The 21,954-nt window shown below is 63.0% G+C and carries 15 protein-coding genes and 2 tRNA genes; 11 read left to right on the plus strand and 6 right to left on the minus strand.

Features of this window, described 5'->3' with window-relative positions; all coding sequences use genetic code 11:
- The first annotated feature begins 33 nt into the window (after positions 1 to 33).
- From AB5Y91_RS17300 to AB5Y91_RS17315, 4 genes are all read left to right on the plus strand, one after another.
- Positions 34 to 1,497: an NAD-dependent succinate-semialdehyde dehydrogenase gene (locus AB5Y91_RS17300; protein ID WP_368170371.1), complete on the plus strand. Its 1,464-nt coding sequence runs from the start codon at positions 34 to 36 to the stop codon at positions 1,495 to 1,497.
- A gap of 232 nt (positions 1,498 to 1,729) precedes the next feature.
- Positions 1,730 to 3,028, plus strand: coding sequence for a 4-aminobutyrate--2-oxoglutarate transaminase (gene gabT / locus AB5Y91_RS17305; RefSeq protein WP_368170372.1), 1,299 nt, complete (start codon positions 1,730 to 1,732; stop codon positions 3,026 to 3,028).
- 207 nt (positions 3,029 to 3,235) lie between these two features.
- A complete protein-coding gene (locus tag AB5Y91_RS17310; protein ID WP_106886180.1) occupies positions 3,236 to 4,615 on the plus strand; it encodes an APC family permease in 1,380 nt (459 codons plus the stop codon).
- 396 nt (positions 4,616 to 5,011) lie between these two features.
- The gene (locus AB5Y91_RS17315; RefSeq protein ID WP_162520059.1) at positions 5,012 to 6,361 is read left to right on the plus strand and encodes an APC family permease; all 1,350 of its coding nucleotides are present in this window, start codon (positions 5,012 to 5,014) and stop codon (positions 6,359 to 6,361) included.
- Between the two features lie 94 nt (positions 6,362 to 6,455).
- On the opposite strand, the gene AB5Y91_RS17320 is transcribed toward AB5Y91_RS17315, so the two are convergent.
- On the minus strand, positions 6,456 to 6,911 hold the full coding sequence (locus AB5Y91_RS17320; RefSeq protein ID WP_290071627.1) for a hypothetical protein: 456 nt from the start codon (positions 6,909 to 6,911) through the stop codon (positions 6,456 to 6,458).
- Between the two features lie 296 nt (positions 6,912 to 7,207).
- Between AB5Y91_RS17320 and AB5Y91_RS17325 the strand changes: the two genes are divergently transcribed.
- The 4 genes from AB5Y91_RS17325 to AB5Y91_RS17340 all read left to right on the plus strand — a co-directional run bounded on the left by AB5Y91_RS17325 (position 7,208) and on the right by AB5Y91_RS17340 (position 13,373).
- Positions 7,208 to 8,362: a Na/Pi cotransporter family protein gene (locus AB5Y91_RS17325; RefSeq protein ID WP_368170373.1), complete on the plus strand. Its 1,155-nt coding sequence runs from the start codon at positions 7,208 to 7,210 to the stop codon at positions 8,360 to 8,362.
- Positions 8,363 to 8,514: 152 nt separating this feature from the next.
- Positions 8,515 to 8,985, plus strand: coding sequence for an FKBP-type peptidyl-prolyl cis-trans isomerase (locus AB5Y91_RS17330; RefSeq protein WP_106886177.1), 471 nt, complete (start codon positions 8,515 to 8,517; stop codon positions 8,983 to 8,985).
- A 246-nt stretch (positions 8,986 to 9,231) separates the two neighbouring features.
- Positions 9,232 to 9,999, plus strand: coding sequence for a class III extradiol ring-cleavage dioxygenase (locus AB5Y91_RS17335; protein WP_368170374.1), 768 nt, complete (start codon positions 9,232 to 9,234; stop codon positions 9,997 to 9,999).
- Positions 10,000 to 10,160: 161 nt separating this feature from the next.
- Entirely contained in the window at positions 10,161 to 13,373 is a 3,213-nt protein-coding gene (locus AB5Y91_RS17340; RefSeq protein ID WP_368170375.1) for a transporter substrate-binding domain-containing protein, read from the plus strand.
- Between the two features lie 192 nt (positions 13,374 to 13,565).
- Here AB5Y91_RS17340 and AB5Y91_RS17345 read toward each other — a convergent pair whose 3' ends face one another.
- Complete coding sequence (locus AB5Y91_RS17345; protein ID WP_025327782.1) at positions 13,566 to 13,766, minus strand: YbfA family protein; 201 nt, start codon at positions 13,764 to 13,766, stop codon at positions 13,566 to 13,568.
- 214 nt (positions 13,767 to 13,980) lie between these two features.
- On the opposite strand from AB5Y91_RS17345, the gene AB5Y91_RS17350 reads away from it, so the two are divergent.
- Positions 13,981 to 14,274 (plus strand): hypothetical protein, encoded by a 294-nt coding sequence (locus AB5Y91_RS17350; protein WP_368170376.1) that lies wholly within the window; start codon positions 13,981 to 13,983, stop codon positions 14,272 to 14,274.
- 72 nt (positions 14,275 to 14,346) lie between these two features.
- Here the strand turns inward: AB5Y91_RS17350 and AB5Y91_RS17355 are convergent.
- Both AB5Y91_RS17355 and AB5Y91_RS17360 read right to left on the minus strand, forming a co-directional pair.
- Positions 14,347 to 14,420, minus strand: a tRNA-Cys gene (locus tag AB5Y91_RS17355).
- 57 nt (positions 14,421 to 14,477) lie between these two features.
- Positions 14,478 to 14,553 (minus strand) — tRNA-Gly (locus AB5Y91_RS17360).
- Positions 14,554 to 14,801: 248 nt separating this feature from the next.
- Here AB5Y91_RS17360 and AB5Y91_RS17365 point away from each other — a divergent pair.
- Entirely contained in the window at positions 14,802 to 18,239 is a 3,438-nt protein-coding gene (locus AB5Y91_RS17365; RefSeq protein ID WP_368170377.1) for an ATP-binding protein, read from the plus strand.
- Positions 18,240 to 18,262: 23 nt separating this feature from the next.
- On the opposite strand, the gene AB5Y91_RS17370 is transcribed toward AB5Y91_RS17365, so the two are convergent.
- Positions 18,263 to 19,105 carry an SPOR domain-containing protein gene (locus AB5Y91_RS17370; protein ID WP_368170378.1) on the minus strand — a complete coding sequence of 281 codons (843 nt, stop codon included), beginning with the start codon at positions 19,103 to 19,105 and terminating at the stop codon, positions 18,263 to 18,265.
- A 454-nt stretch (positions 19,106 to 19,559) separates the two neighbouring features.
- A complete protein-coding gene (locus tag AB5Y91_RS17375; RefSeq protein ID WP_111910013.1) occupies positions 19,560 to 20,444 on the minus strand; it encodes a LysR family transcriptional regulator in 885 nt (294 codons plus the stop codon).
- Positions 20,445 to 20,651: 207 nt separating this feature from the next.
- Here AB5Y91_RS17375 and AB5Y91_RS17380 point away from each other — a divergent pair, with 207 nt between their 5' ends.
- Entirely contained in the window at positions 20,652 to 21,788 is a 1,137-nt protein-coding gene (locus AB5Y91_RS17380; RefSeq protein WP_368170379.1) for an alpha/beta hydrolase, read from the plus strand.
- The last annotated feature ends 166 nt before the right edge of the window (positions 21,789 to 21,954 follow it).

Below are 21,954 nucleotides of genomic sequence, written 5' to 3' on the forward strand. Positions count from 1 at the left end.
GCCACCCAGACCCACAATCGAGGCTTCCTATCTATGTCAGCATCACAACCCGCACTCTCCTTGATCAAGTCCCTTGCCTATATAGATGGCCGCTGGTGCGAGGCCCATGGCGGACAAAGTTTCGAGGTCCTGAACCCGGCGACCGGCCAGCTCATCACCCAGGTACCCGACATGGACGAGACGGACACCCGGCTCGCCATAGCGGCGGCTCACAATGCCCAGCCCGCCTGGGCCGCCCTCACCGCCAAGGAGCGCGGCAGCAGGCTCCACTCCTGGTTCGAACTCATCATGGTCAACCAGGATGAACTGGCCCGCATCATGACCTGCGAGCAGGGCAAACCCCTCGCCGAGGCCAAGGGCGAGGTAGCCTACGGTGCCAGCTTCATCCAGTGGTTCGCGGAAGAGGGCAAGCGCGCCTATGGCCGCACCATTCCCGGCTTCTCCGGCGACCGGCGCCTGGCCACCATCAAGCAGCCGGTGGGCGTGGTCGCCGCCATCACCCCCTGGAACTTCCCCATCGCCATGATCACCCGCAAGGCCGGCCCTGCACTGGCCGCCGGTTGCACCATAGTCATCAAGCCCGCCGCCGAGACGCCCCTGTGTGCGCTGGCGCTGGCGGCCCTGGCCGAGCAGGCGGGCATCCCCGCCGGGGTCATCAACATAGTCACCTCCCATCAGGCCTCGGTCGTGGGCGACGAGCTGTGCCGCAACCCCAAGGTGCGCAAGCTCTCCTTCACCGGCTCCACCCGCATCGGCAAGCTGCTGATGCGCCAGTGCGCCGACACCATGAAGCGGCTCTCTCTGGAGCTGGGTGGCAACGCCCCCTTCATCGTGTTTGACGATGCCGACCTCGACGCCGCCGTGGCCGGGGCGCTCGCCTCCAAATACCGCAACGCCGGCCAGACCTGCGTCTGCGCCAACCGCATCCTGGTGCAGGCCAGTGTCCATGACGCCTTCGCCGAGAAGCTGGCCACCGCAGTGCGCGCCTTCAAGGTGGGGGATGGCATGGGTGAAGGCACCCAGATAGGCCCCCTCATCAATGCCGCCGCCGCCGACAAGGTCGCCTCCCTGGTCAGCCAGGCCGAGGCCGCCGGGGCCAGCGTGCTGGTGGGGGGGCAAGCCCACCCCGCCGGCCCGCTCTTCTACCACCCCACCATCCTGACCGGCGTGACCCGGGACAACCCCATACTGCAGGAGGAGATCTTCGGCCCGGTGGCGCCGCTGGTGCGCTTCGAGACCGAGGCCGAAGCCATCGCCATCGCCAACGACACCCCTTATGGCCTGGCCGCCTACTTCTATGGCCGGGACATTGCCCGGGTGTGGCGGGTGGCCGAGCAGCTGGAATACGGCATGGTGGGCATAAACGAGGGGATCATCTCAACCGAGCTGGCCCCCTTTGGCGGCATCAAGGAGTCGGGACTGGGTCGGGAAGGGGCGGCAGAGGGGCTGGAGGAGTACCTCGAGACCAAATACCTCTGCTTTGGCGGCATCCGTTGATGCCCATGCCCCGCAGAGGCATCGCTTAAAAAGATGCCTCTGACACCCGTCCATCGCTTTTATAGATAGATATGGGCGCCAGCTCGGCCTCACGAGAGCCTCGATGGCGCCCTGCGGTACGCCACCCGCGTCCCGCACCAGACATGCCGCCCTGCCAGATGGCAGTGCGCGGTTCAATCGATGAGCAGATTGCACAGGAATATCAGGGGTCCATGCCCCTCAGGGAGGAAAGATGAGTCAGTCAGAACAGCATTCAAACCAGGCGTGGCAAGCGCGCCGCGAAGCGGCCGTGGTACAGGGCGTCGGCACTCTGCTGCCGGTCTTCATCGACCGGGCGAAAAACGCCGAGCTGTGGGACGTGGAGGGCAACCGTTACATCGACTTTGCCTCCGGCATCGCCGTGCTCAACACCGGCCACAACCACCCCAAGGTGGTCGCCGCCGTGCGCGAGCAGCTCGAGAAGTTCAGCCACACCTGCTTCCAGGTCACCCCCTACCCGGGCTATATCGAACTTGCCGAGAAGCTCAACGCCCTGGTGCCGGGCCCGACCCCCAAGCGTACCCTCTTCCTCTCCACCGGTGCCGAGGCGGTGGAGAACGCCATCAAGATAGCCCGCGCCCACACCGGCCGCAGCGGCACCATCGCCTTCAAGGGCGGCTTCCACGGCCGCACCATGATGGGGATGGCGCTCACCGGCAAGGTAGTGCCCTACAAGACCGGCTTCGGCCCCTTCCCGGGGGAGGTCTATCACCTGCCCTTCCCGGCCGACTACCTGGGGGTGAGCGAGGCCGATGCCCTGGGGGCACTGGATCTCTGCTTCAGCGCCGACATTGAGCCGGCCCGGGTGGCCGCCATCATCATAGAGCCGGTGCAGGGTGAAGGGGGCTTCTATGTCGCCTCCCCGAGCTTCCTGCAAGCGCTGCGCAAGATCTGCGATCAGCACGGCATACTGCTCATCTGCGACGAGATCCAGACAGGTTTCTGTCGCACCGGCAAGACCTTCGCCACCGAATACAGCGGCGTCGAGCCGGACATCATGACGCTGGCCAAGAGCCTGGCCGGTGGCTTCCCGCTCTCCGCCGTGGTGGGCAAGAGCGAGGTGATGAATGCCGCCAAACCCGGTGGCCTGGGTGGCACCTATGCGGGCTCCCCCATCGCCTGCGCCGCCGCCCTGGCGGTGCTGGAAGTGATCGAAGAGGAGCGCCTGAACCAGCAGGCCCTGGTGCAGGGGGAGCAGATCAAGGCGCGCCTGCACCAGCTGGCGGAGCGGTTTGACAGCATAGGCAACATCCGCGGCCCCGGCGCCATGGTGGCCATGGAGCTGGTCAAGGGGCGCGATGCCACCAAACCGGACCCGGATCTCACCAAACGGCTGGTGGCAGAGGCAGGCAAACGGGGCCTGGTGCTGCTGGCCTGCGGCGTGCGTGCCAACGTCATCCGCTTCCTCGCCCCCCTCACCACCTCCCCGGCGCTGATCGACGAGGGACTCGACCTGCTGGAGCAGGCGCTGGCCGCCGCCAGTCAGGGCTAGTGCCCGCGTTTCTAGCTGGCACGAACAATATCGTCAGATAACGACAGGCCGTCCATCGCGGATGGCCTGCTTATACGGTATCATCTCGCCCCCAAAAATGATGGCAGGAGCAGTTGGCTCCCTCTGTGACCCCTCACCCTGTCATGGGGCCCTATCCCTGCCCGGCAGGCGGGCCCTTCACCACTGCATTCTTAGGAGACAGGCCCCATGGCCCCACGCCCCGCGCGACTGAAACAAACCCTGACCCTGTGGCAAGTGGTCGTGATGGGCCTGGCCTACATGACCCCCATGGTGGTGTTCGATACCTTCGGCATCGTCACCGACATCACCCAGGGTCATGTCACCACCGCCTACCTGCTGGCCCTGGTCGGGGTGCTGTTCACCGCCTCCAGCTACAGCAAGATGGTGCGTCACTACCCGATCGCGGGCTCGGCCTACACCTATGCCCAGCGGGAGTTCTCCCCCGTGGTGGGCTTCATGGTGGGCTGGTCCTCCCTGCTCGACTACATCTTCCTGCCGATGATCAACATGCTGCTGGCCAAGATCTATCTGAGCGCCCTCTTCCCCGGCGTCGAGCCCTGGATCTTCATCCTCGGCATGACGGTGCTGATGACCGCCATCAACCTGCGCGGCATCGATCTGGTGGCTAACCTCAACGGCCTCATCATCTTCATCCAGGTGGCCATCATGCTGGTCTTCCTCGGCCTGATCGCTCATGGGGTCTATCAGGGGGAAGGGGTCGGCACCCTCAGCCTGCAGCCCATCTACAGCAGCAGCACAGAGATCTTGCCGCTGCTGACCGGGGCCACCATCCTCTGCTTCTCCTTCCTCGGCTTCGACAGCCTGAGCGCCCTCTCCGAGGAGACCCCGGAGGCCGGCAAGGTGATCCCCAAAGCCATCATCCTGACCGCCCTGCTTGGCGGCCTCATCTTCGTGGTGGTGGCCTATGCCCTGCAGCTCTACTTCCCGGATGCCTCCCGCTTCAAGGCGCCGGACGCCGTGCTGCCGGAGATCGCCCTCTATGTCGGCGGCAAGCTGTTCCAGAGCGTGGTGCTGGTCTGCGCCTGCGTGGCTGTGCTGGCCTCGGGGCTCTCCTCCCACGCCGGGGTCTCCCGCATCCTCTACGTGATGGGACGGGACAAGGTGCTGCCCCAGCGCACCTTTGGCTATATCCATCCCAAGTGGCGCACCCCGGTGTTCAACATACTGCTGGTGGGCCTGCTGGCCTTGTCGGCCATCAGCTTCGATCTGGAGATCGCCCTGGCGCTGATCAACTTCGGCGCCCTGGTGGCCTTCACCGTGGTCAACCTGTCGGTGATCTCCTGCTACTACCTGCGTCAGGGGCGCAACAAAACCTGGCAGGATCGCCTGCAATACCTGGTGCTGCCCCTGCTCGGAGCCGGGACAGTGGCCATACTCTGGCTCAACCTGGAGCAGACCTCCCTGATGCTGGGGCTGATCTGGGCCGCCATCGGCGGAATTTACCTGTTTTTGCGCACCACCGTCTGGCGCGTCTCGCTGCCGAGCCAACCGGCGCAAAGCCTTGCCAGCAGCGGGCTGGCACCCCTGCCGTCGACACCGGAATAGGCGTGGTTTATTGATGTAAACCCTGTCCTTATGCATTCTCTTGCCGGGAATGCCGATCCTGGCTTGTCATCCCCCCCCATCTGGGGCAAAATGCGCGCCGATTTGAATAACCGATGTGATCCTCACATCGGTTATTTTTCATTTTGAAAACAAGTGTCTACTTCGAGGCCGGAACCACTCCGGAAATGATATCTAGGTTCAGATGGACCTAATGCCGCAATGAGGAAAAACATGGGGCTCTTATTGGCTTTGTCTCCGGTTGTCGCCGGAACCTGCTTTGGTCGCCGCGCGACCAACGTCTGTGGTTTGCATACCGATCCGCTGCGGATGCGAGAAACCAGTCCCATGGCCTCACGCCATTCCACCTCCTGCCTGCCGTGCAAGGAGGAAGCCTGAGTGAGCCAGCAACCCGTTCGTCTGATAAAAACCCTCAGCATGTGGCAAGTGGTGGTGATGGGCCTGGCCTATCTGACCCCCATGGCCGTGTTCGACACCTTCGCCATCGTCGGTGACATCACCGAGGGCCGGGTCGCTACCGCCTACCTGCTGGCGCTCGGCGGCATCCTGCTGACCGCCTTCAGCTACGGCCACCTGGTGCGCCGCTTCCCGTCCGCAGGCTCCGCCTACACCTATGCCCAGAAGGTGTTCCACCCCTATGTGGGCTTCATGGTGGGCTGGTCTTCCCTGCTCGACTACATGTTCATGCCGATGATCAACATCTTGCTGGCCAAGATCTATCTGACCGCCATGTTCCCGAACGTCGATCCCTGGATCTTCATCTTCGGCCTGGTGACAGTGATGACCTTCCTGAACCTGCGCGGCATCAAGCTGGTGGCCAACCTCAACGGCTTCATCGTGTTTATCCAGGTTGCCATCATCCTCACCTTCCTCGGCCTCATCGCCTGGGGACTGCTGCACGGCGAAGGAACCGGCACCCTGCTGAGCAGCCGCCCCTTCCACCTGGAGTCCGCCGGCATGCTGCCGCTGTTCACCGGCGCCACCATTCTCTGCTTCTCCTTCCTCGGCTTCGACGGCCTGAGTTCGCTGTCGGAAGAGACCCCGAACGCCGGCAAGGTGATCCCGCGCGCCATAGTGCTGACAGCGCTCATCGGCGGCATCATCTTCGTCACCGTCTCCTACAGTCTGCAGCTCTTCTTCCCGGACCTGGCCCGCTTCAAGGAGCCGGACGCCGTGCTGCCGGAGATCGCCCTCTACGTCGGCGGCACCCTGTTCCAGAGCGTGGTACTGGTGTGCACCACGGCGGCCGTGCTCGCCTCCGGCATGGCGGCCCACGCCGGCGTGTCGCGCATCCTCTACGTGATGGGGCGCGATCGCATGATCCCGGAGCGGGTGTTCGGCTATATCCACCCCACCTGGCGCACCCCGGCCATCAACGTGCTGCTGGTGGGGGCCCTGGCCCTCTCCGCGGTGTCGTTCGATCTGGACATGGCGCTGGCGCTGGTGAACTTCGGCGCCCTGGTGGCCTTCACCTTCGTCAACCTGTCGGTCATCGGCCAGTTCTGGGTACGCGAGAAGCGCAACAAGAGCCTGAAGGATCACCTGCTGTTCCTGGTGCTGCCGCTGCTGGGGGCCGCCACCATAGGCGCGCTCTGGATCAACCTGGAGCAGAGCTCCCTGGAGCTTGGCCTTATCTGGGCGGGGATCGGGGTTACCTACCTCTTCCTGCGCCTGGCGGTGTTCCGCATCCCCTTCCGTCAGTACGAGGAAACGGCCGACGGCCAGTAAGTCCAGTCACCAAAAGAAAGAGGGGAGCTAGCTGCTCCCCTCTTTTTATCCTGACCTGGCCGATTGCGCCGCCATGTCGCTGGCGAGCAGATGCTCAGTAGACGCCCGTTTTACGCAGCACAGCCCTGCCCGCCGCCTGCGCCGGATCATTCACCGCGTTTTCGACCCGCGACTTGGTATTGCGCGCCTTGTTGTAGGTCTCGTCCACCCCGGTGGCCTGAGCCGCCTTGCGTTTGGCGTAGTCGGCGGGGTCATCCACCGCGTTCTCGACCCGCGCCTTGGTGTTGCGCGCCTTGTTGTAAGCCTCGTCCACCCCGGTGGCCTGGGCCGCCTTGCGCTTGGCATAGTCAGCGGGATCATTGACGACATTGTCTACCCGCTGCTTGGCACTCGCCGCCGAGCAGCGACTGTTCACCCCGGTCGCACTGTTGACGGCAGAACCGATCGCGACCTGTTCGGCGCTGCAACCGGAAGAGAGGGGGTTCGCCTGGGACGGCAGAGAGAGCAGGGCCAAGGGAAAGAGGAGAAGGGACCAAGGTTTCATGATCATGACTGACTCACCATTGCTAATAACATGACCAGACAGTCTACCCCTGCGGGGAGGAGAGTGTTACCTGAACCCCTGTCATCTCGCCCTGCACGCGTCAATTTCTAACGCAACCCACCGAAACACCAGTTCAATCCACCATAATAATAAAATTTAACAGAACAAATGCACGGCAGAGATCCACCGGAGGCTCACTGTCACCAAAACATCATAAAAGTGTCACTTTGTCATATTTCTGTCATGGAGCCTTGTTGTAATGCGCCCGTCCATTTCAACGCAGAACGACCCCAAGAGGCCATATGCACAGCACCGCATCTTCCGCACCCCAGCAGATCCGTCGTCCCGGCCCCCTGTTCAACTGGCTCGCGGTGATCACGCTGATCTACCTGATCCTGGTCGCCGTTGGCGCAGTCTCCCACGGCTTCAAGGGCTTCTCCGGCGGCGCCGAGGGCGCGGCCCAGATCTTCGCTTTCGCCAACAACCCCTTCGTTGCCCTGCTGCTCGGCATCCTGGCCACCGCCCTGGTGCAGTCCTCCAGCACGGTCACCTCGGTGATCGTCGGCCTGGTGGCCGGTGGCCTGCCCATGGAGATGGCCATCCCCATGGTGATGGGGGCCAACCTCGGCACCACCATCACCAACACCATAGTCTCCCTCGGTCACATCCGGGACAGGGAAGAGTTTCGCCGCGCCTTCGCCGCCGCCACGGTACACGATTTCTTCAACCTGCTGGCGGTCTTCATCTTCCTGCCGCTGGAACTGATGTTCGGCCTGCTGCAGCAAAGCGCTGAGTGGATCTCCGGCCTGCTGCTGGGCTCCGCCGACATGTCGATGAAGGGGATGGACTTCATGAAACCCCTCATCTCCCCGTCCCTGGATCTCATCGACGGTGCCGTCGCCTTCCTGCCGGGCAAGGGCCCTGCCATCGCCACCATAGTCATCGGCATACTGCTGATCCTGGGTTGCGTCACCAGCCTCGGCAAGGTGCTGCAACAGGTCATGGTGGGCCGTGCCAAGGAGCTGCTGCACAAGGCCCTGGGCCGTGGCCCGCTCACCGGCATCGCATCCGGCACCCTGGTGACTGTGATGGTGCAGTCCTCCTCCACCACCACCAGCCTGATGATCCCCCTGGCCGGCGGCGGTGTCTTCAACACCCGCCAGCTCTACCCCTTCACCCTGGGGGCCAACATAGGCACCACCATCACAGCCCTGCTGGCCGCCACCGCCATCAGCGGTGCCGGTGCCCAGCTGGCGCTGACCATAGCCCTGGTCCACGTGCTGTTCAACCTGTTTGCCGTGGTGCTCATCTACGGGGTCCCCTTCCTGCGGGAGCTGCCCATCAAGGCCGCCGAGACCCTGGCCCGGGTGGGCAGCGAGAACAAGCTGCTGGCGCTGGGCTATGTGGCCGGGCTCTTCTTCGCCCTGCCCGCCCTGATGATGGTGGCGGTGAAGTAATCCGCCACATGAGACGAGGGGGCCAGGTTCTGGCCCCCTCGTCCTCTGTCAGCCCCGTCACATCCTCCTGCGTCCCACTCGCCCTCCCTCCCCGACTGGGATAAGATGCCGTTCTCATTGCACTCTTTGCATTTCAGGGAATAGGAAAACCGATGAAATTCATTCTGATAGCCTTGCTCGTCGCCGGGGTGGCCTACTACTTCTACTCCAGCAGCAACAACAAGAAACTGGCCGAAGAGAACGTGCGCAAGGGCGCCGAGTTCCTCGCCAGCAACAAGGAGAAGCCCCTGGTGACCACCACGGCCTCCGGCCTGCAGTACGAAGTGCTGACCCAGGGCAGCGGCACTGTTCACCCCACCGCCACCAGCAAGGTGAAGGTGCACTACGAGGGCAAGCTGCTGGACGGCACCGTATTCGACAGCTCGGTCGCCCGCGGCGAGCCCATCGAGTTTGGCCTCAATCAGGTGATCAAGGGCTGGACCGAAGGGGTGCAGCTGATGGTGGAAGGGGAGAAGACCCGCTTCTACATCCCCGCCAACCTGGCCTACGGCGACCGTGCCGCTGGTAAAATTCCACCTGGCTCGGTGCTGATCTTCGACGTGGAACTGCTGGGTATCCAGTAAGCTGCCGCCGCCCGACGGGCCTTGACGACAAAGCCGGCTCAGTGCGCCGGCTTTGTCGTTTCTGCGCCATTTCGTTCGCCCTTGCAGCTCAGACTATTAACCAAAAGTGAACGGTGCTTATCCATAAAGCCTGATTGTTAACCCAACCATTGGGGCAGATAATGACCACATCGTCAGCGGCATGTCGCCCTGACCTCGGGTTTTCGGTGCGCAGCACGCATCGGCACAACGCATATGGAGTCTGTCATGGCTATCGCCCCCGTCTGGTTTATCTCTCACGGCGCCCCGGATCTGGTGCTGCGGGATCAGCCTGCCACCCAATTCCTGAAACAGCTGCGCCTTGAGGGTATCAGGGGGCTGGTGGTTCTCTCGGCCCACTGGTTCAGCCGCAGCGAGCTGCAGCTCAACGTCGAGCCGAACCCGGCCTTGATGTACGACTTCTACGGCTTCCCCGAACCCCTCTATCAAATCCGCTGGCCGGCCAAGAGCCCCCAGTGGCTGCAGGAGGCGGTGGGCGATCAGCTGCTGCTGGCGGGCCTGCCCGCCACTGCGGTACACCGCGAGCTGGATCACGGGGTCTGGTCGCCCCTCTCCCTGATGGATCCCCAGAGCGAACTCCCTCTGGTGCAGCTCTCCATCCCGGCCGGCTTCACCCCGGCCCAGCTGTGGCAACTGGGGGAGGCGCTGCAGGGCCTGCGTGCGCAGGGCATCGCCATCCTCGCCTCCGGCGCCATCACCCACAACCTGAGGGCGCTCGGGCCGGACGACAGCCCTGTGCCCCGCTGGGCGAGCGATTTCGTGCACTGGCTGGAGCAGACCATGGATCAGGGTGACAGGGCGGCGCTGGAAGATTATCGGGCCCGGGCCCCTGGCGCCGTGGAATCCCATCCCCATGACGATCACCTGCGTCCGCTGTTCGTGGCGCTCGGGGCGGCGGGAAGCGACAGGCCGACCAGGCTGCACCAGAGCTGGGACTATGGCAGCCTCTACATGGGTGCCTACAGGTTCGGTTGATCCCGGCAACCCCTGGGTACGGATGGCGGCTCACGCCGCCATCTTTGTGCCTTTCATGCTGGCTGCGGCCAAATAAGGGACTCGTTATAGCCATTTTCCGGTAGAATGGCCGCCTTTGGCCCAGACCCGGCAAGGATGGCTGTCCCGTTCCAGGTGGCATGATGAACCTCTATCGATCACTGATCCTGCTCTGTCTGCTGTTCATCCAGCCTGCGCTGGCGCTGACGCTGCACAGCCGTCACGACCCCGAGATAGCCCCTCCCCGCTGGTCCAAGGCCGAGCAGGGCTGGTTGCGGCAGGCAAGGCAACTGCGGGTCGGCCTCCTCGCAGAGGATTATCGCCCCTTCAGCATGATCGTCTCAAAACACAGGTTCGAGGGGATCTCCGCCGATTACCTCGGCATCCTCGCCCATCTACTGCAAAAGCCCCTGTCACTGCACCTCTTCGCCGACAAGGAGAGCGCCCTGCTCGCCCTGCGCCGGGGAGAGATCGATCTGGTCAACCTCGGCAACCTGACCCTGGCGGACACCGAGGCCTCCAAGATCCGTCTGAGCAACCCCTACTTCAGCAGCACCCTGGTCTTCTCGACCCCCAAACCCTATCAGGACCCCCTGCTGGCACCGGGCCAGCGCGTCGCCGCCGTAGCGGGGCAGATTGATACCCAGAGGTTCATGCTCTACTACCCCACCCTCACCCTGGTGACCCATCCCTCCAACATGGAGGCCTTCGACGCCGTCTTCTTCGGCCGCCAGGAGATACTGCTCAGCGACACCCACGCCATGCACTACCTCAACAGCGAGCGCTTCGACCACCTCAGGCAGCGCGGCGAGGCACAACCCAGCCTGGCACCGGCCGACTTTCGCTTCGCGGTCTCCGCCCGCGTACCGGCCCTGCTCGGCCTCATCAACCACGGCCTGGAGGCCATCGACGACGGAACCCGCAATGCCATCTTCAGCCAGTGGAACGGGCCCATACGTGACATGAATGACAGCGCGAGCGAGCGCTATGACGCCGCCGAGCTGGCCTGGATGCGCCAGTCTCCCCCCATCAAGGTGTGGCTGATGGACAACCTCTACCCCTATGGCGCCATGGATCACGACGGCCAGCTCACCGGCATGACGGTCGACATGCTGGCCAAGGTGAGCAAGCGCACCGGCCTCTCCTTCGAGTTCATCCGCTTCGACTCCGACCGGCAGCGGGACAAGGCCATCCGCTCGGGGCGCCTCGATCTCATCGGTGCCATCTCCCGGCCCGTGGCCGAGCGCTATGGCCTGCGCCCCTCGGTTCCCTATGCCACGGACGACATCTACGTGATCCTCACCCATCAGGGCGAGGAGAGCATGGACTCGCTGCGGAGTCTGACGGGCAAGCGCGTGGGAATGACCCGCTACACCCCGCTCGCCGATCAGCTGGAGGGCAGCAGTCTCACCATCATGGAGAGCGCCGAGGAGGCGATGCAGGCCGTCGAGGGGGGCAGGCTGGATGCCGCCATAGTGCCGCTCTATTTTGCCCGCCACGCCCTGGACAATGATCCGCGAACCCGGCTGCGCATCGCGGGGCCCGCCGATGACGAGCCCATCCGGATGGGCTTTGCCAGCCAGCCCGGCAACGAGATGCTGATGAATATCCTCGACAAGACCCTGCTCGCCATCCCGCCAAACGAGCTGGCCATGACGAGCTACGAGTGGCGCAACCGCAAACTGCCGGTGCCCGGCTTCATCGAGCGCCACGCCCACGCCTTCTACCTGTTGTTTGCGGTGCTCCTCGCCCTGGCCCTGGTGCTGCTCTATCGCAACCTCATGCTCAAGCGGCTGGCCCGCGCCGAGCAGGCATCCCGCCAGCAGTTGGAGGCCCACGTGAGGTTCATCAAGGCGCTCGGGGAGAGTCAGCCCCACCCCATAGTGGTGCGGGACAAGAGCGGCAAGGTATTGTTGTGCAACAGCAAATACCTGGCCCAGCTAGGAGCCCGCCCGGAAGAGGTCATGGGCCAGCCCTTCGCTCAGGGATTGGAAGGGCTGATCGACTCCCGGAGCATCTCAACCCTGGAGCAGGACTTTGCGAAGGTGCTGCAGCATGGCCAGCCCATCTTTGCCGATCGGATTTTCAATCGCGAAGGGAGCCAGACCCACATCTATCACTGGATGGTGCCCTACTTCGATGCCGAGGGGGTCATCAGCGGGGTGATCGACGGCTGGATCGACATCACGGACCGCAAGCAGCTGGAGGAGGCCCTGCGCCAGGCCAAGCTGCAGGCCGACAGCGCGAGCCGGGCCAAGAGCGACTTTCTCGCCACCATGAGTCACGAGATCCGCACCCCCATGAACGCCATCCTCGGTATGCTGGAGCTCGCCACCGAGGATCCCGCCCTCAGTCGTCACAGCGCCGAGCTGCTGCGCATCGCCGCAGACTCGGCGAACGGTCTGCTGGATCTGCTCGGGGATACCCTGGATATCGCCAGCATAGAGGCGGGCCAGATGACCCTGACCCCGACCCCCTGCGAACTGACGCCGCTGCTGCTGTCGGTCACCCGGGTGTTCGGGGGCATGGCCGGGCAAAAGGGGGTGGCCTATAGCGTCGAGCTGCCCGGCGCCCCCCTGCCGACTGTGCTGATCGATTCCCTTCGACTGCGCCAGATCCTCTTCAACCTGATCGGCAACGCCATCAAGTTCACGGAGCAGGGCGAGGTGAGCATCAGCGCCACCCTGGCGGGAGACCCCCTGCTGGCCCCCGTGCTGCACCTGGTCATCGCAGATACCGGGGTCGGCATCCCGGCGGACAAGCTGCCCCAGCTGTTCACCCCCTTCTACCGTGCACACTCCCCCGAGCAGTACCCGGGCAGCGGCCTTGGCCTGAACCTGACCCGCATCCTGTGCCAGATGATGGGAGGAGAGATAGGCATCGACAGCGAGACAGGACGGGGGACCCGCCTCGAGATAAAACTGCCCCTGACCCTGGCCACCCCGGATCTCCCGCAGGTGACGGCCCCCCTCCCTCCCCGGGAGCCAGGGCCCCGGCTGCGGATACTGGTGGTGGATGACAACCATGCCAACCAGATCCTGCTGCGCCAGCAGCTCAAGCACCTGGGACACGAGGTGAGCGTGCGCAGCAACGGGCTGGAGGCCCTGCGCGCCGTCGGCAGCCACCCCTTCGACCTCGTCATCACCGACTGCCAGATGCCGGTGATGGACGGCTTCGAACTGACGCGCAACCTGCGTGCCCGTGGCCATGAGCTGCCGGTCTGGGGCTTTACCGCCCACGCCTTGCCTCGCGAGCGGGAGCTCTGCCTGGCCGCCGGCATGAACGACTGCCTGTTCAAGCCTATAGGCCTAGCCCGCCTGCGCGCGGCGCTGGCCGAACTCGGCCGGGAGGCATGACGGGGCGCCATCGGGGCAGTCGCGGGTGTGAAGGGGAAAGAGAGAGGCGTTGGGTGAGGATAAGCGCGGTGGAATCCCGCCCTGGTGCAAGCCAGGGGCTGACTTCTCAGCCATGCGGGAAAGAGGCCCATGCCGGGGGCCGGCCATAAAAAAAGACAGCCTGGGCTGTCTTTTTTCATTGTGGGCAGGGGATCAGTAGAAGATCCGCTCGCCCCGCTCGCTCATCTTGAGCCACACCGGTTTGGTGCTGGTCTTGTTCCAGATCCGGTGCAGGTAGCTGTAGAAGCGGGCGCGATCGCGGCGAAACAGCATCACCGGGAAGGCGAGCAGACCCACCATCAGTACGAAGATGCGGCGAAGGATTATCTGAGTCAGGGAGAAGGGATGAAACATGATTTAACGCCTCACTGGTAAGACCACTGAGCAAAGATTACTCCACAAGCTGTAGGATTACTACACCAACAAGCCCCTTTTTTTATAAAAAAACCGCCTAAAAACCAGAAAGTGAAACTGGGTTACATTATTTAACCAAAGAGTAACAAGGCTGGCAAAAACCACGCCTTGGGCAAGAGTTAGAACATGGGCAGATGAATGGGGGGAGAAGCACATGAAACTGGCAGATGTTGCTGTCCTGAGCGTGCTGGGTCTGCTCGCCTGGTCACAGTGGCAGGAGTGGCGACTCAATCGGGATGACGCCATCACGCTGGCGTACCAGGGAGTGCCCGTCGTCAGCCTGTGGCAGTGCGGTCAGCTGAAGCAGAAGATGGCCGATCTGACCGGCCACGCCGCCGAGCTGCAACTTCAATATCGGGGGCAATCCCTCGACGAGATAAGTCACTATCTGCAAAGAGAGTGGCGCAAGCAGGGATGCGAGCTGTTATTGAATCAGCAAGGATATTGAACGCAAGGGGATATGCCGAAACACGTTTCCGGGATGAAACAGGGCATGGAACAAGAGTGAAACTGAAGAAGATGGAGGCACGTTCCGGAGTCGAACCGGACTAAACGGATTTGCAATCCGCTGCATAACCGCTTTGCTAACGCGCCATGCTGACAAGACTGATTGTCTTGAAAGTGATATCCACCGTTGGTGCGATGGAAAATTGGAGCGGGAAACGAGACTCGAACTCGCGACCCCGACCTTGGCAAGGTCGTGCTCTACCAACTGAGCTATTCCCGCCTGACTGCCTGATGCCAGTTGCCTGACAACGAGGCGCATTATACGTACCCCGAGCCCGGGCACAACCCTTTTTTATGACTTTGCGCGCTTTTCCGGAGCGTTTGCTCAGGCTTTAAACGCCTTGCTCAAAATTCCCGCCACTCCCTGTGACCCGACGAGCGAATTTAAGATAAAGCCATTGAAATAGTTAGTCTTTAGTCAGAAACTCACTGCGCTTAGTAACTGGATTCTCAATTGAAAATCACACAATGAAATGGATCTTCAGGCCTCGTGGGCTCAGACCGCAGCTGATGCTGGCTTTCTTCATGTTGGGCCTGGTGCCCTTCCTGGTCGTCACCCTGTTTTTCCTCTACAGCCACGGCAAGGACCTCACCACCCAGACTTCCAACCACCTGGTCTCGGTGCGCAACATCAAGAAGAGCCAGCTGGAAGACTACTTCGGCAACCTCAAAGAGCAGATCATCAACTTCTCCCAGCAGGACTTTGCCGGCAACAGTATCGGTCGCTTCTACGGTTTCACCGGGGCCTTCGAAAAGCTCGGCACCACGCCCCAGGAGGCCCGCGCCCGTGCCCAGGCCCGCTATGTGCCCGGCTCCTGGGACAAGCTGCAACAACCGGACAGCCAGGTGGAGATCGAGCCCTCCATCAGCGCCCTGATCCTGGCAGACGAGATGTATGGCCGGGTGCACCAGCGCTTTCACCGCGGCTACGCCGACATGGTGCGCAAGTCCAACTACAGCGACATCTTTCTGGTGGATCTCAACGGTGACGTTGTCTACTCGGTCACCAAGCACCCTAACTTCGCCACCAACCTGCTCTCCGGCCCCTATCAGGCCAGCGGCCTTGGCAACACCTTCGCCAAGATCAAGCGTCGCCTCGACGGCGGCCAGAAACCCCAGCAGATCTTCGAGTTCACCGACTTTGGCCGCAACGAGCTGACCGGCCAGGTGGTCGCCTATCTGGCCGCCCCCGTGATGCAATACGACTATGTGCGCGGCGTGGTGATCTTCGAGCTGCTGCCGGACAAGCTCAACCAGATCATGGCGGAGCGGGAGGGGCTCGGCGAGACCGGCGAGACCATCCTCATAGGCCCGGACAAGCGGATGCGCGCCAACGCCTGGCTGGCCCCCGAATTCAGCGTGGAGAACAGCTTCAGCCCCAACTTCCGGCCGTTGCAGACGCCGCTCGTCATCAAGGCCCTCTCCGGCGAGCAGGGGGTCGGCCCCTTCCTCTCCTATCACGATGACGAGGTGCTGGCCGCCTACACCCAGGTCAAGGTATTCGACACCGAGTGGGCCTTCATCGCCGAGGTCTCCACCAGCGAGGCCTATGCCCCCATACGCCAGCTGGAGACGCTGGTGATCCTGCTGGGGGCGGGATCCCTGCTGCTGCTGATCCTGTTCTCGCGCTGGCTCTCCCACTCCATCACGGCGCCGCTGCGCTCCCTCACCGCCGCCGCCGAGCAGGTGGCGGATGGCGCCCTGGAGCACCCCATCACCATTCCCCGCACCGACGACGACATCGACCGGCTGGCCCAGGCATTCCGTCACATGCAGCGCTCGGTGAAAGACAAGATAGAGCTCATCGAACGCCAGACCCAGGAGCTGCAACAGCAGGTCAAGCTGACCCACAAGCAGAACCTCAGCCTGCAGCAGGCGGACAAGCTCAAAGACGAACTACTGGCCAACACCTCCCACGAGCTGCGCACCCCCATCCACGGCATCAAGGGGATGGCCGAGTCCATGCTCGCCAGCCAGCAGGATCTCACCGAGGGCCAGCAGAAACAGCTCGGCCTCATCATCAAGAGCGCCGATGGCCTGGCCCGGCTGGTGGACGATCTGCTCGACTACCACCAGATGCGCTACGGCCAGCTGGAGATCCATCCTCAGCCCGTATCCTCCAAGGGGGTGATCCGGCTGGTGCTGGATCTCTGCCAGCACCTGGTGCAGGCCAAGCCCCTCACCCTGGTGGACATAAGCCCGGCGGAGCTGCCGCCGGTGCTGGCGGACGAGCAGCGCCTCGAACAGGTGCTCTACAACCTGGTGGGCAACGCCATCAAGTACACGCCCCAGGGCAAGGTGGTGCTGAGCGCCCTAGTGGAGGGCAACTTCCTGCGCATCAGGGTGACAGACACCGGCATCGGCATTGCCAAGGACCATCTGGAGCACATCTTCGAACCCCTGGTGCAGATGAGCCCGGAAGTGAGCAAGCAGGGGGCTGGGCTCGGGCTTTCCATCACCCGCCAGCTGGTGCACCTGATGGGGGGTGAGCTCTTCGTGGAGAGCGAGCCGAGCGTCGGCTCCACCTTCGCCTTCACCCTGCCCCTTGCCAGCGGCAAGGCGGGTAGCCTGACCCTGGACAGCCGCCAGATAGAGCACCAGCTGGTGCGCCAACAGCCCCTCATACTGCCGGACTGGGAGAGCGACGATCTGCCCCCACCCCCACCAGGCGCGCCCCTCATCCTGGTGGTGGATGACGAGCCCATCAATCTGCACATACTGCGCCACCTGCTGCAGCCCTGCGGCTATCGCATACTGCCGAGCAGCGACGGCCACGACGCCCTGGCCAAGCTGGCCCAGGAGCCGGTGGACCTAATACTGCTGGATGTGATGATGCCGACCCTGTCTGGTTTCGACGTCTGCCGCCGCCTGCGCCAGCAGCATCCCAAGGACAAGTTGCCGGTGCTGCTGCTCACCGCCCTCAACCAGCCCAAGGACATCGAAGAGGGCTTCAACGCCGGGGCCAACGACTATCTGGTGAAACCCTTCTGCAAGGAGGAGCTGTTTGCCCGGGTCAGGGCCCTGCTGGAGGCCAGCGCCGGCCGTGCCTCCCTGGTGGAAAATCACCTGCTCAAGCAGGAGATAGAGCACCGCCTGCGCCTGCAGGCCCAGCTGCATCAGGATCAGGAGCGGCTGCTGGCGCTGCTCGGGGAAGGGGCCGATCCCATGGTCTTCATCGACGAGCAGGGTGTGGTGCTGTTTGCCTCCCGCGCCCTGGCCCGCTTGCTGGGCCAGGAGCCGGAAGCCATGGAAGGCTTGCCCCTCGACGAGTGGCTGGCGACCCCGCTGGCGAGCCAGTGGCCCGACATGGCGGCGCGGCCGGAGCAGGATCTGAGCTTCCTGGTGGCGGGCCAGAAGGATGGGCTTAATGCCCGGGCCCTGCCCATCAGCCTGGGGGGTCAGCACGCCTTCGCCCTCACCCTCAGCACCGAGCAGCGCCAGGATGACAACAGGGTGATGGCGCTGGAGAACGCCCTCAAGAGCCTGTCACGCCAGGCCATCATCGAAGATGGCCAGTTGCTGGGGGAACTGAGCCGGCTGGGAGGCGAGTTCAGATCGCTCGCGGACAACCTCATTCGCCAGCAGGATGACGAGCCCCTGCGCCGGGCTCTGGTGGACACCATGCGCCTCACCCTGGATACCTGGCAGCAGAGCACCGGCAAGGGCAAGATAGTGCTGGCGGAGAAGAGCAAGCTGTGGCGCGTCTACATGGACAGATCCAGCCCCCAGACCCGCACCCTCGACAAATACCTGAGCCTGGACACCCTGCCCAAGGCGCCGCGCTGGAAGACGGTGGTGGCCAGCGCCGAATACGTGCTCAAGCAGTGCCCCCTGAGCGAGGTGCAGCAGCAGAGCTTGCACCAGAGTACCCAGCTGCTGCGCCAGCTCGCCAGCCGCAAGGGCTGAGCCCCGTCATCCAGGCAGCAGGGCTACTGCTGCAATTCGCGCTTCACCTGGGCGAATGACTTGGGCCAGGGATCCGCCTTCTGCAGGGCTGGCGACAGCGTGCGAATGGCCGCCTGGGCCTGGCTCATGCCGGCATACTCCCCCTTCAGCACTACGTACCAGGGGCTGCCGTTGAACAGGGTCTGATAGACCCACACCTGGCCAGCGAGCCGGTTGGCGAGCACAAACTGCTCTATGGCCGCCAGGCTGCGGGACCCCATCAGTTGAACGCTGAGGTGGTTGTCGTTCTTCTGTTGCAGGACCTTGGCCGGCGTCAGGCTCACCTTGCCGGGCGCCGTGGCTTGCGCCTTGGCCGCAGGCTTTATCTCGGGCTTGCTATCGGACGTGGGCGCCGGTTTGGCAGCGGGCTTGGGCCCAGGCGAAGAGGGGACGGGATCCTTGGCCACAGGCTGAGGAGCTGCTGGGGGGAGGCTCGCCGGTATCCCCATGGGCGGCTGATGGGCCACCTGTTCTTGCGCCGCTATCTCTTGCGGCGCTGTAAAGACGGCCGCACTCGGCTCGCCCATCATGGGGGTGACTGTCAACCCGGCTGTCATCCCCTCCCCTTTCTCTCCATCAGCCCCGGCCGTCAGCGCAGGCAGGGGGAAGCTCGCCTCATCCCCTTGGCGGGCGGTTGCCGCGGCGCCGCTCGTCCGGGATTGGAGCGAGGAGGTTTCTGCTGGCGCGGGGGCCGTCTCGGGCGCGCTCTGTCGAGCAGGGCTCACATAGCTCAACATCAGCAAGCAGAGGGCGCCGGCCGCCAGACCTATCCCTATCTGGCGAATGAGAGAGGCGGGGTTGCACTTGGGCAGATGGCATTCGGTCATATATCCTCCTGAACGGCATGAGAATGGGGGGCCGCCGGTGCGGCAGAAAGAGATCATGGACCGGCATGGGGACGGCCGCTCGTCGCGGCAGAAAAGGGACGTCGTCCGTGAGACCAAGCCCGAGTCAGGATGTCACCCCATGCCGCCGTCCCTCAGCGTCTTGGTGGGCTTGAAGAGAAACGGGCAGGGCTCAACCTGCTGCCACCTCGCTTGCCATTCGTTGCCTCCCATCGACGCCGAGCACCATACCGGGGTAGCGCTGAACTTGGCCTGAATCCTGCGCCTATCCAGGGGCCTTGCCCCTGACCAGGAGTTTGTTTCCTCTGGTATTTGTCCAAAAACGCCCTGATGGGCGATGTCGCCATCAGTGCCCGAGTCCATCCTGCGAGCAGGGTTGAGGCATCATGGCGTTCACCCTGTCGGCGCCATATGCCAAGGCATCTGGCTTCTCTCCTCACAGTTTCAGCGTGTCGATGAGGGCTCTCAAGGCGGGCGACACGTTGCGATGGGGGTAGTAAAGATAGAGGCCATCCAGGCGGTGGCTGAACCGCTGCAACACCCGGATCAGGGTTCCGCGCACCAGTTCATCGGCGACCAGCTCCTCAGGGACATAGGCCAATCCCAACCCCATTCTTGCTGCCGCCGCTTCCATGTAGCTGTCGGAGAAGACCCACTGCCCCTCTGGCCTATGCTTGACCAGTTTGCCCTCCTGCCACAGCTCCCACTGATAGAGGCTGCCATCGGCAAACTGATAGGCAATGCAGGGATGCACCGCCAGCTCGGCCAGTGTCTGCGGAAAGCCGTATTGCAGAAAGTGATCCGGCGTCGCCACCATCACCATCTCCATATCCGGGGTGATGCGCACGGCCACCATTCCTTCGTCCACCTCCCCCCCCAGCCGCACGCCGGCATCGAAGCGCTCATCGATGATGTTCACGAAGCGGCTCTCGCTGATGAGTTCCAGCCGGATATCCGGATAGTGTTGCCTGAAGAGGGCCAGCTTGGGCAGCAGCACCTTGTCGATGGCGTGCTGACTGGCGTTGATCCGCACAGTGCCGGAAGGGATGTCGCGAAAATGGGCTAGGGTGGCGAGCCCCGCATCCAGAGACTGAAAGCCGCTTTGTGCCGTGCGGTATAACTGCTCGCCAGCCTGGGTCAGTGACAGGCTGCGGGTGGTGCGCACCAGCAGTTGCACCCCGAGCCTGGCCTCGAGATCCCGGATGGTACGACTGATCCCGGACTGGGCCAGCCCCAGCCTGGCAGCCGCACGGGTAAAGCTGCCTTCCCGGGCAACCAGCATGAAGACGTGGAGATCGTTGTAATTCTCGCGGCTTGTCATCTTGTTCCACCCACATTTTTCAGCCAGCCAGAGTTTGTTCAACGTCCATTGGACGCCCTAATTAAGAACACAAGCGCATCAATGTTATCAAAAAACCCGATCTAATCATCATCAATAGTTCTAACTAGAATGCAGCTCATGGTTCACAACACCATCAAACCACCCTCAGGACCACGAATCAGAAATCCGATTTCAAGGAGCTTTACCATGAATGTTATCCCCAAGAAGCTGACCGCTATCGCGTCTGCCCTGCTGCTGGGCGCCGCATTGACCGGAGTCTCCACCATGAGCCATGCCCAAACTGCCAATCCCACTGAACCCGTCTCCATGGTGACCCAATGGGACAAGACCTTTGCCCAGAGCGACAAAGTCGAGCATCGCAAGGTGACCTTCAAGAACCGTTATGGCATCACCCTGGTCGCTGACCTCTATCTGCCGAAGAACCGGGGAAACGCCAAGCTGGCGGCCATTGCCCTGGGCGGCCCCTTTGGCGCGGTGAAGGAGCAGTCGAGCGGCCTCTATGCCCAAACCCTGGCCGAGCGCGGGTTCGTCACTCTGGCGTTTGACCCCTCCTACACCGGCGAAAGCGGCGGCCAACCGCGCGATGTGGCCTCACCCGACATCAACACCGAAGATTTCAGTGCCGCCGTCGATTTCCTTGGCCTGCAAGGGGAGGTGGACCGTACCCGGATCGGTCTGCTGGGGATCTGCGGCTGGGGTGGTATGGCCCTCAATGCCGCCGCCGCCGATACTCGCGTCAAAGCCGTGGCGACCAGCGTGATGTATGACATGAGTCGAGCCATGGGGCATGGGGTGGGCGATGGCAAGGATCGTTACACCACTGCCGATCGCCGCGCCATATTGAAACACCTGAACGAACAACGCTGGCAAGACGCAGAAAGTGGCTCTTTTGCCCATAGCAATCACGATCTCTATGTCGATCAGAAGGGTAAGGTCACGGCAGCCAGCCGGACCCTGCCAGAGGCCCTGCCGGACAATCCGCATCCGGTCCTCAAGGTGTTCTTCGATTACTACCGTGTCCCGCGCGGTTTCCATGCGCGTTCGGTGAACTCTAACGGTGCCTGGACCACCACCATGCCGCTGTCGTTTATGAACATGCCGCTGTTGAGCTATGCCAGCGAGATCACGATTCCTACGCTTGTAGTCACCGGCGAGAACGCCCACTCGCGCTACTTTGCCGAAGATGCCTTCAAGGCCGTGGGAAGTCAGCAAAAAGAACTGGTCGTGGTACCGGGCGCCAACCATGTGGATCTCTACGATAACGTGGCAGGCAAGATCCCCTTTGGTCAGTTTGAGCAGTTCTTCAAGACCAACCTGAAGTAAAGACCAAGCACGCGGCGGGCCATACCGCCGCGCGTTTTCCATCGGATGCGGTGTCACATGACGTGTCTGCTGCACGAAAGCTGATGTCGGGAGATCGGCAATGACCACTAAAACACGCACCATACTGCCGGCCTTGCTGTTGATCGCGGCGGCACTGGCCGTCGCG

It is taken from the genome of Aeromonas sp. R4-3 (assembly GCF_040908275.1).
GTDB classification, from domain to species: domain Bacteria; phylum Pseudomonadota; class Gammaproteobacteria; order Enterobacterales; family Aeromonadaceae; genus Aeromonas; species Aeromonas rivipollensis.

Bases quoted from the DNA above. Each gene is read 5' to 3' on its own strand.
- AB5Y91_RS17330 (WP_106886177.1), top strand. From the start codon at position 8,515: ATGAAATTCATTCTGATAGCCTTGCTCGTCGCCGGGGTGGCCTACTAC.
- AB5Y91_RS17310 (WP_106886180.1), top strand. From the start codon at position 3,236: ATGGCCCCACGCCCCGCGCGACTGAAACAAACCCTGACCCTGTGGCAA.
- AB5Y91_RS17340 (WP_368170375.1), top strand. From the start codon at position 10,161: ATGAACCTCTATCGATCACTGATCCTGCTCTGTCTGCTGTTCATCCAG.
- AB5Y91_RS17365 (WP_368170377.1), top strand. From the start codon at position 14,802: ATGAAATGGATCTTCAGGCCTCGTGGGCTCAGACCGCAGCTGATGCTG.
- AB5Y91_RS17350 (WP_368170376.1), top strand. From the start codon at position 13,981: ATGAAACTGGCAGATGTTGCTGTCCTGAGCGTGCTGGGTCTGCTCGCC.
- AB5Y91_RS17300 (WP_368170371.1), top strand. From the start codon at position 34: ATGTCAGCATCACAACCCGCACTCTCCTTGATCAAGTCCCTTGCCTAT.
- AB5Y91_RS17345 (WP_025327782.1), bottom strand. From the start codon at position 13,766: ATGTTTCATCCCTTCTCCCTGACTCAGATAATCCTTCGCCGCATCTTC.
- AB5Y91_RS17380 (WP_368170379.1), top strand. From the start codon at position 20,652: ATGAATGTTATCCCCAAGAAGCTGACCGCTATCGCGTCTGCCCTGCTG.
- gabT (WP_368170372.1), top strand. From the start codon at position 1,730: ATGAGTCAGTCAGAACAGCATTCAAACCAGGCGTGGCAAGCGCGCCGC.
- AB5Y91_RS17325 (WP_368170373.1), top strand. From the start codon at position 7,208: ATGCACAGCACCGCATCTTCCGCACCCCAGCAGATCCGTCGTCCCGGC.
- AB5Y91_RS17320 (WP_290071627.1), bottom strand. From the start codon at position 6,911: ATGATCATGAAACCTTGGTCCCTTCTCCTCTTTCCCTTGGCCCTGCTC.
- AB5Y91_RS17370 (WP_368170378.1), bottom strand. From the start codon at position 19,105: ATGACCGAATGCCATCTGCCCAAGTGCAACCCCGCCTCTCTCATTCGC.
- AB5Y91_RS17375 (WP_111910013.1), bottom strand. From the start codon at position 20,444: ATGACAAGCCGCGAGAATTACAACGATCTCCACGTCTTCATGCTGGTT.
- AB5Y91_RS17335 (WP_368170374.1), top strand. From the start codon at position 9,232: ATGGCTATCGCCCCCGTCTGGTTTATCTCTCACGGCGCCCCGGATCTG.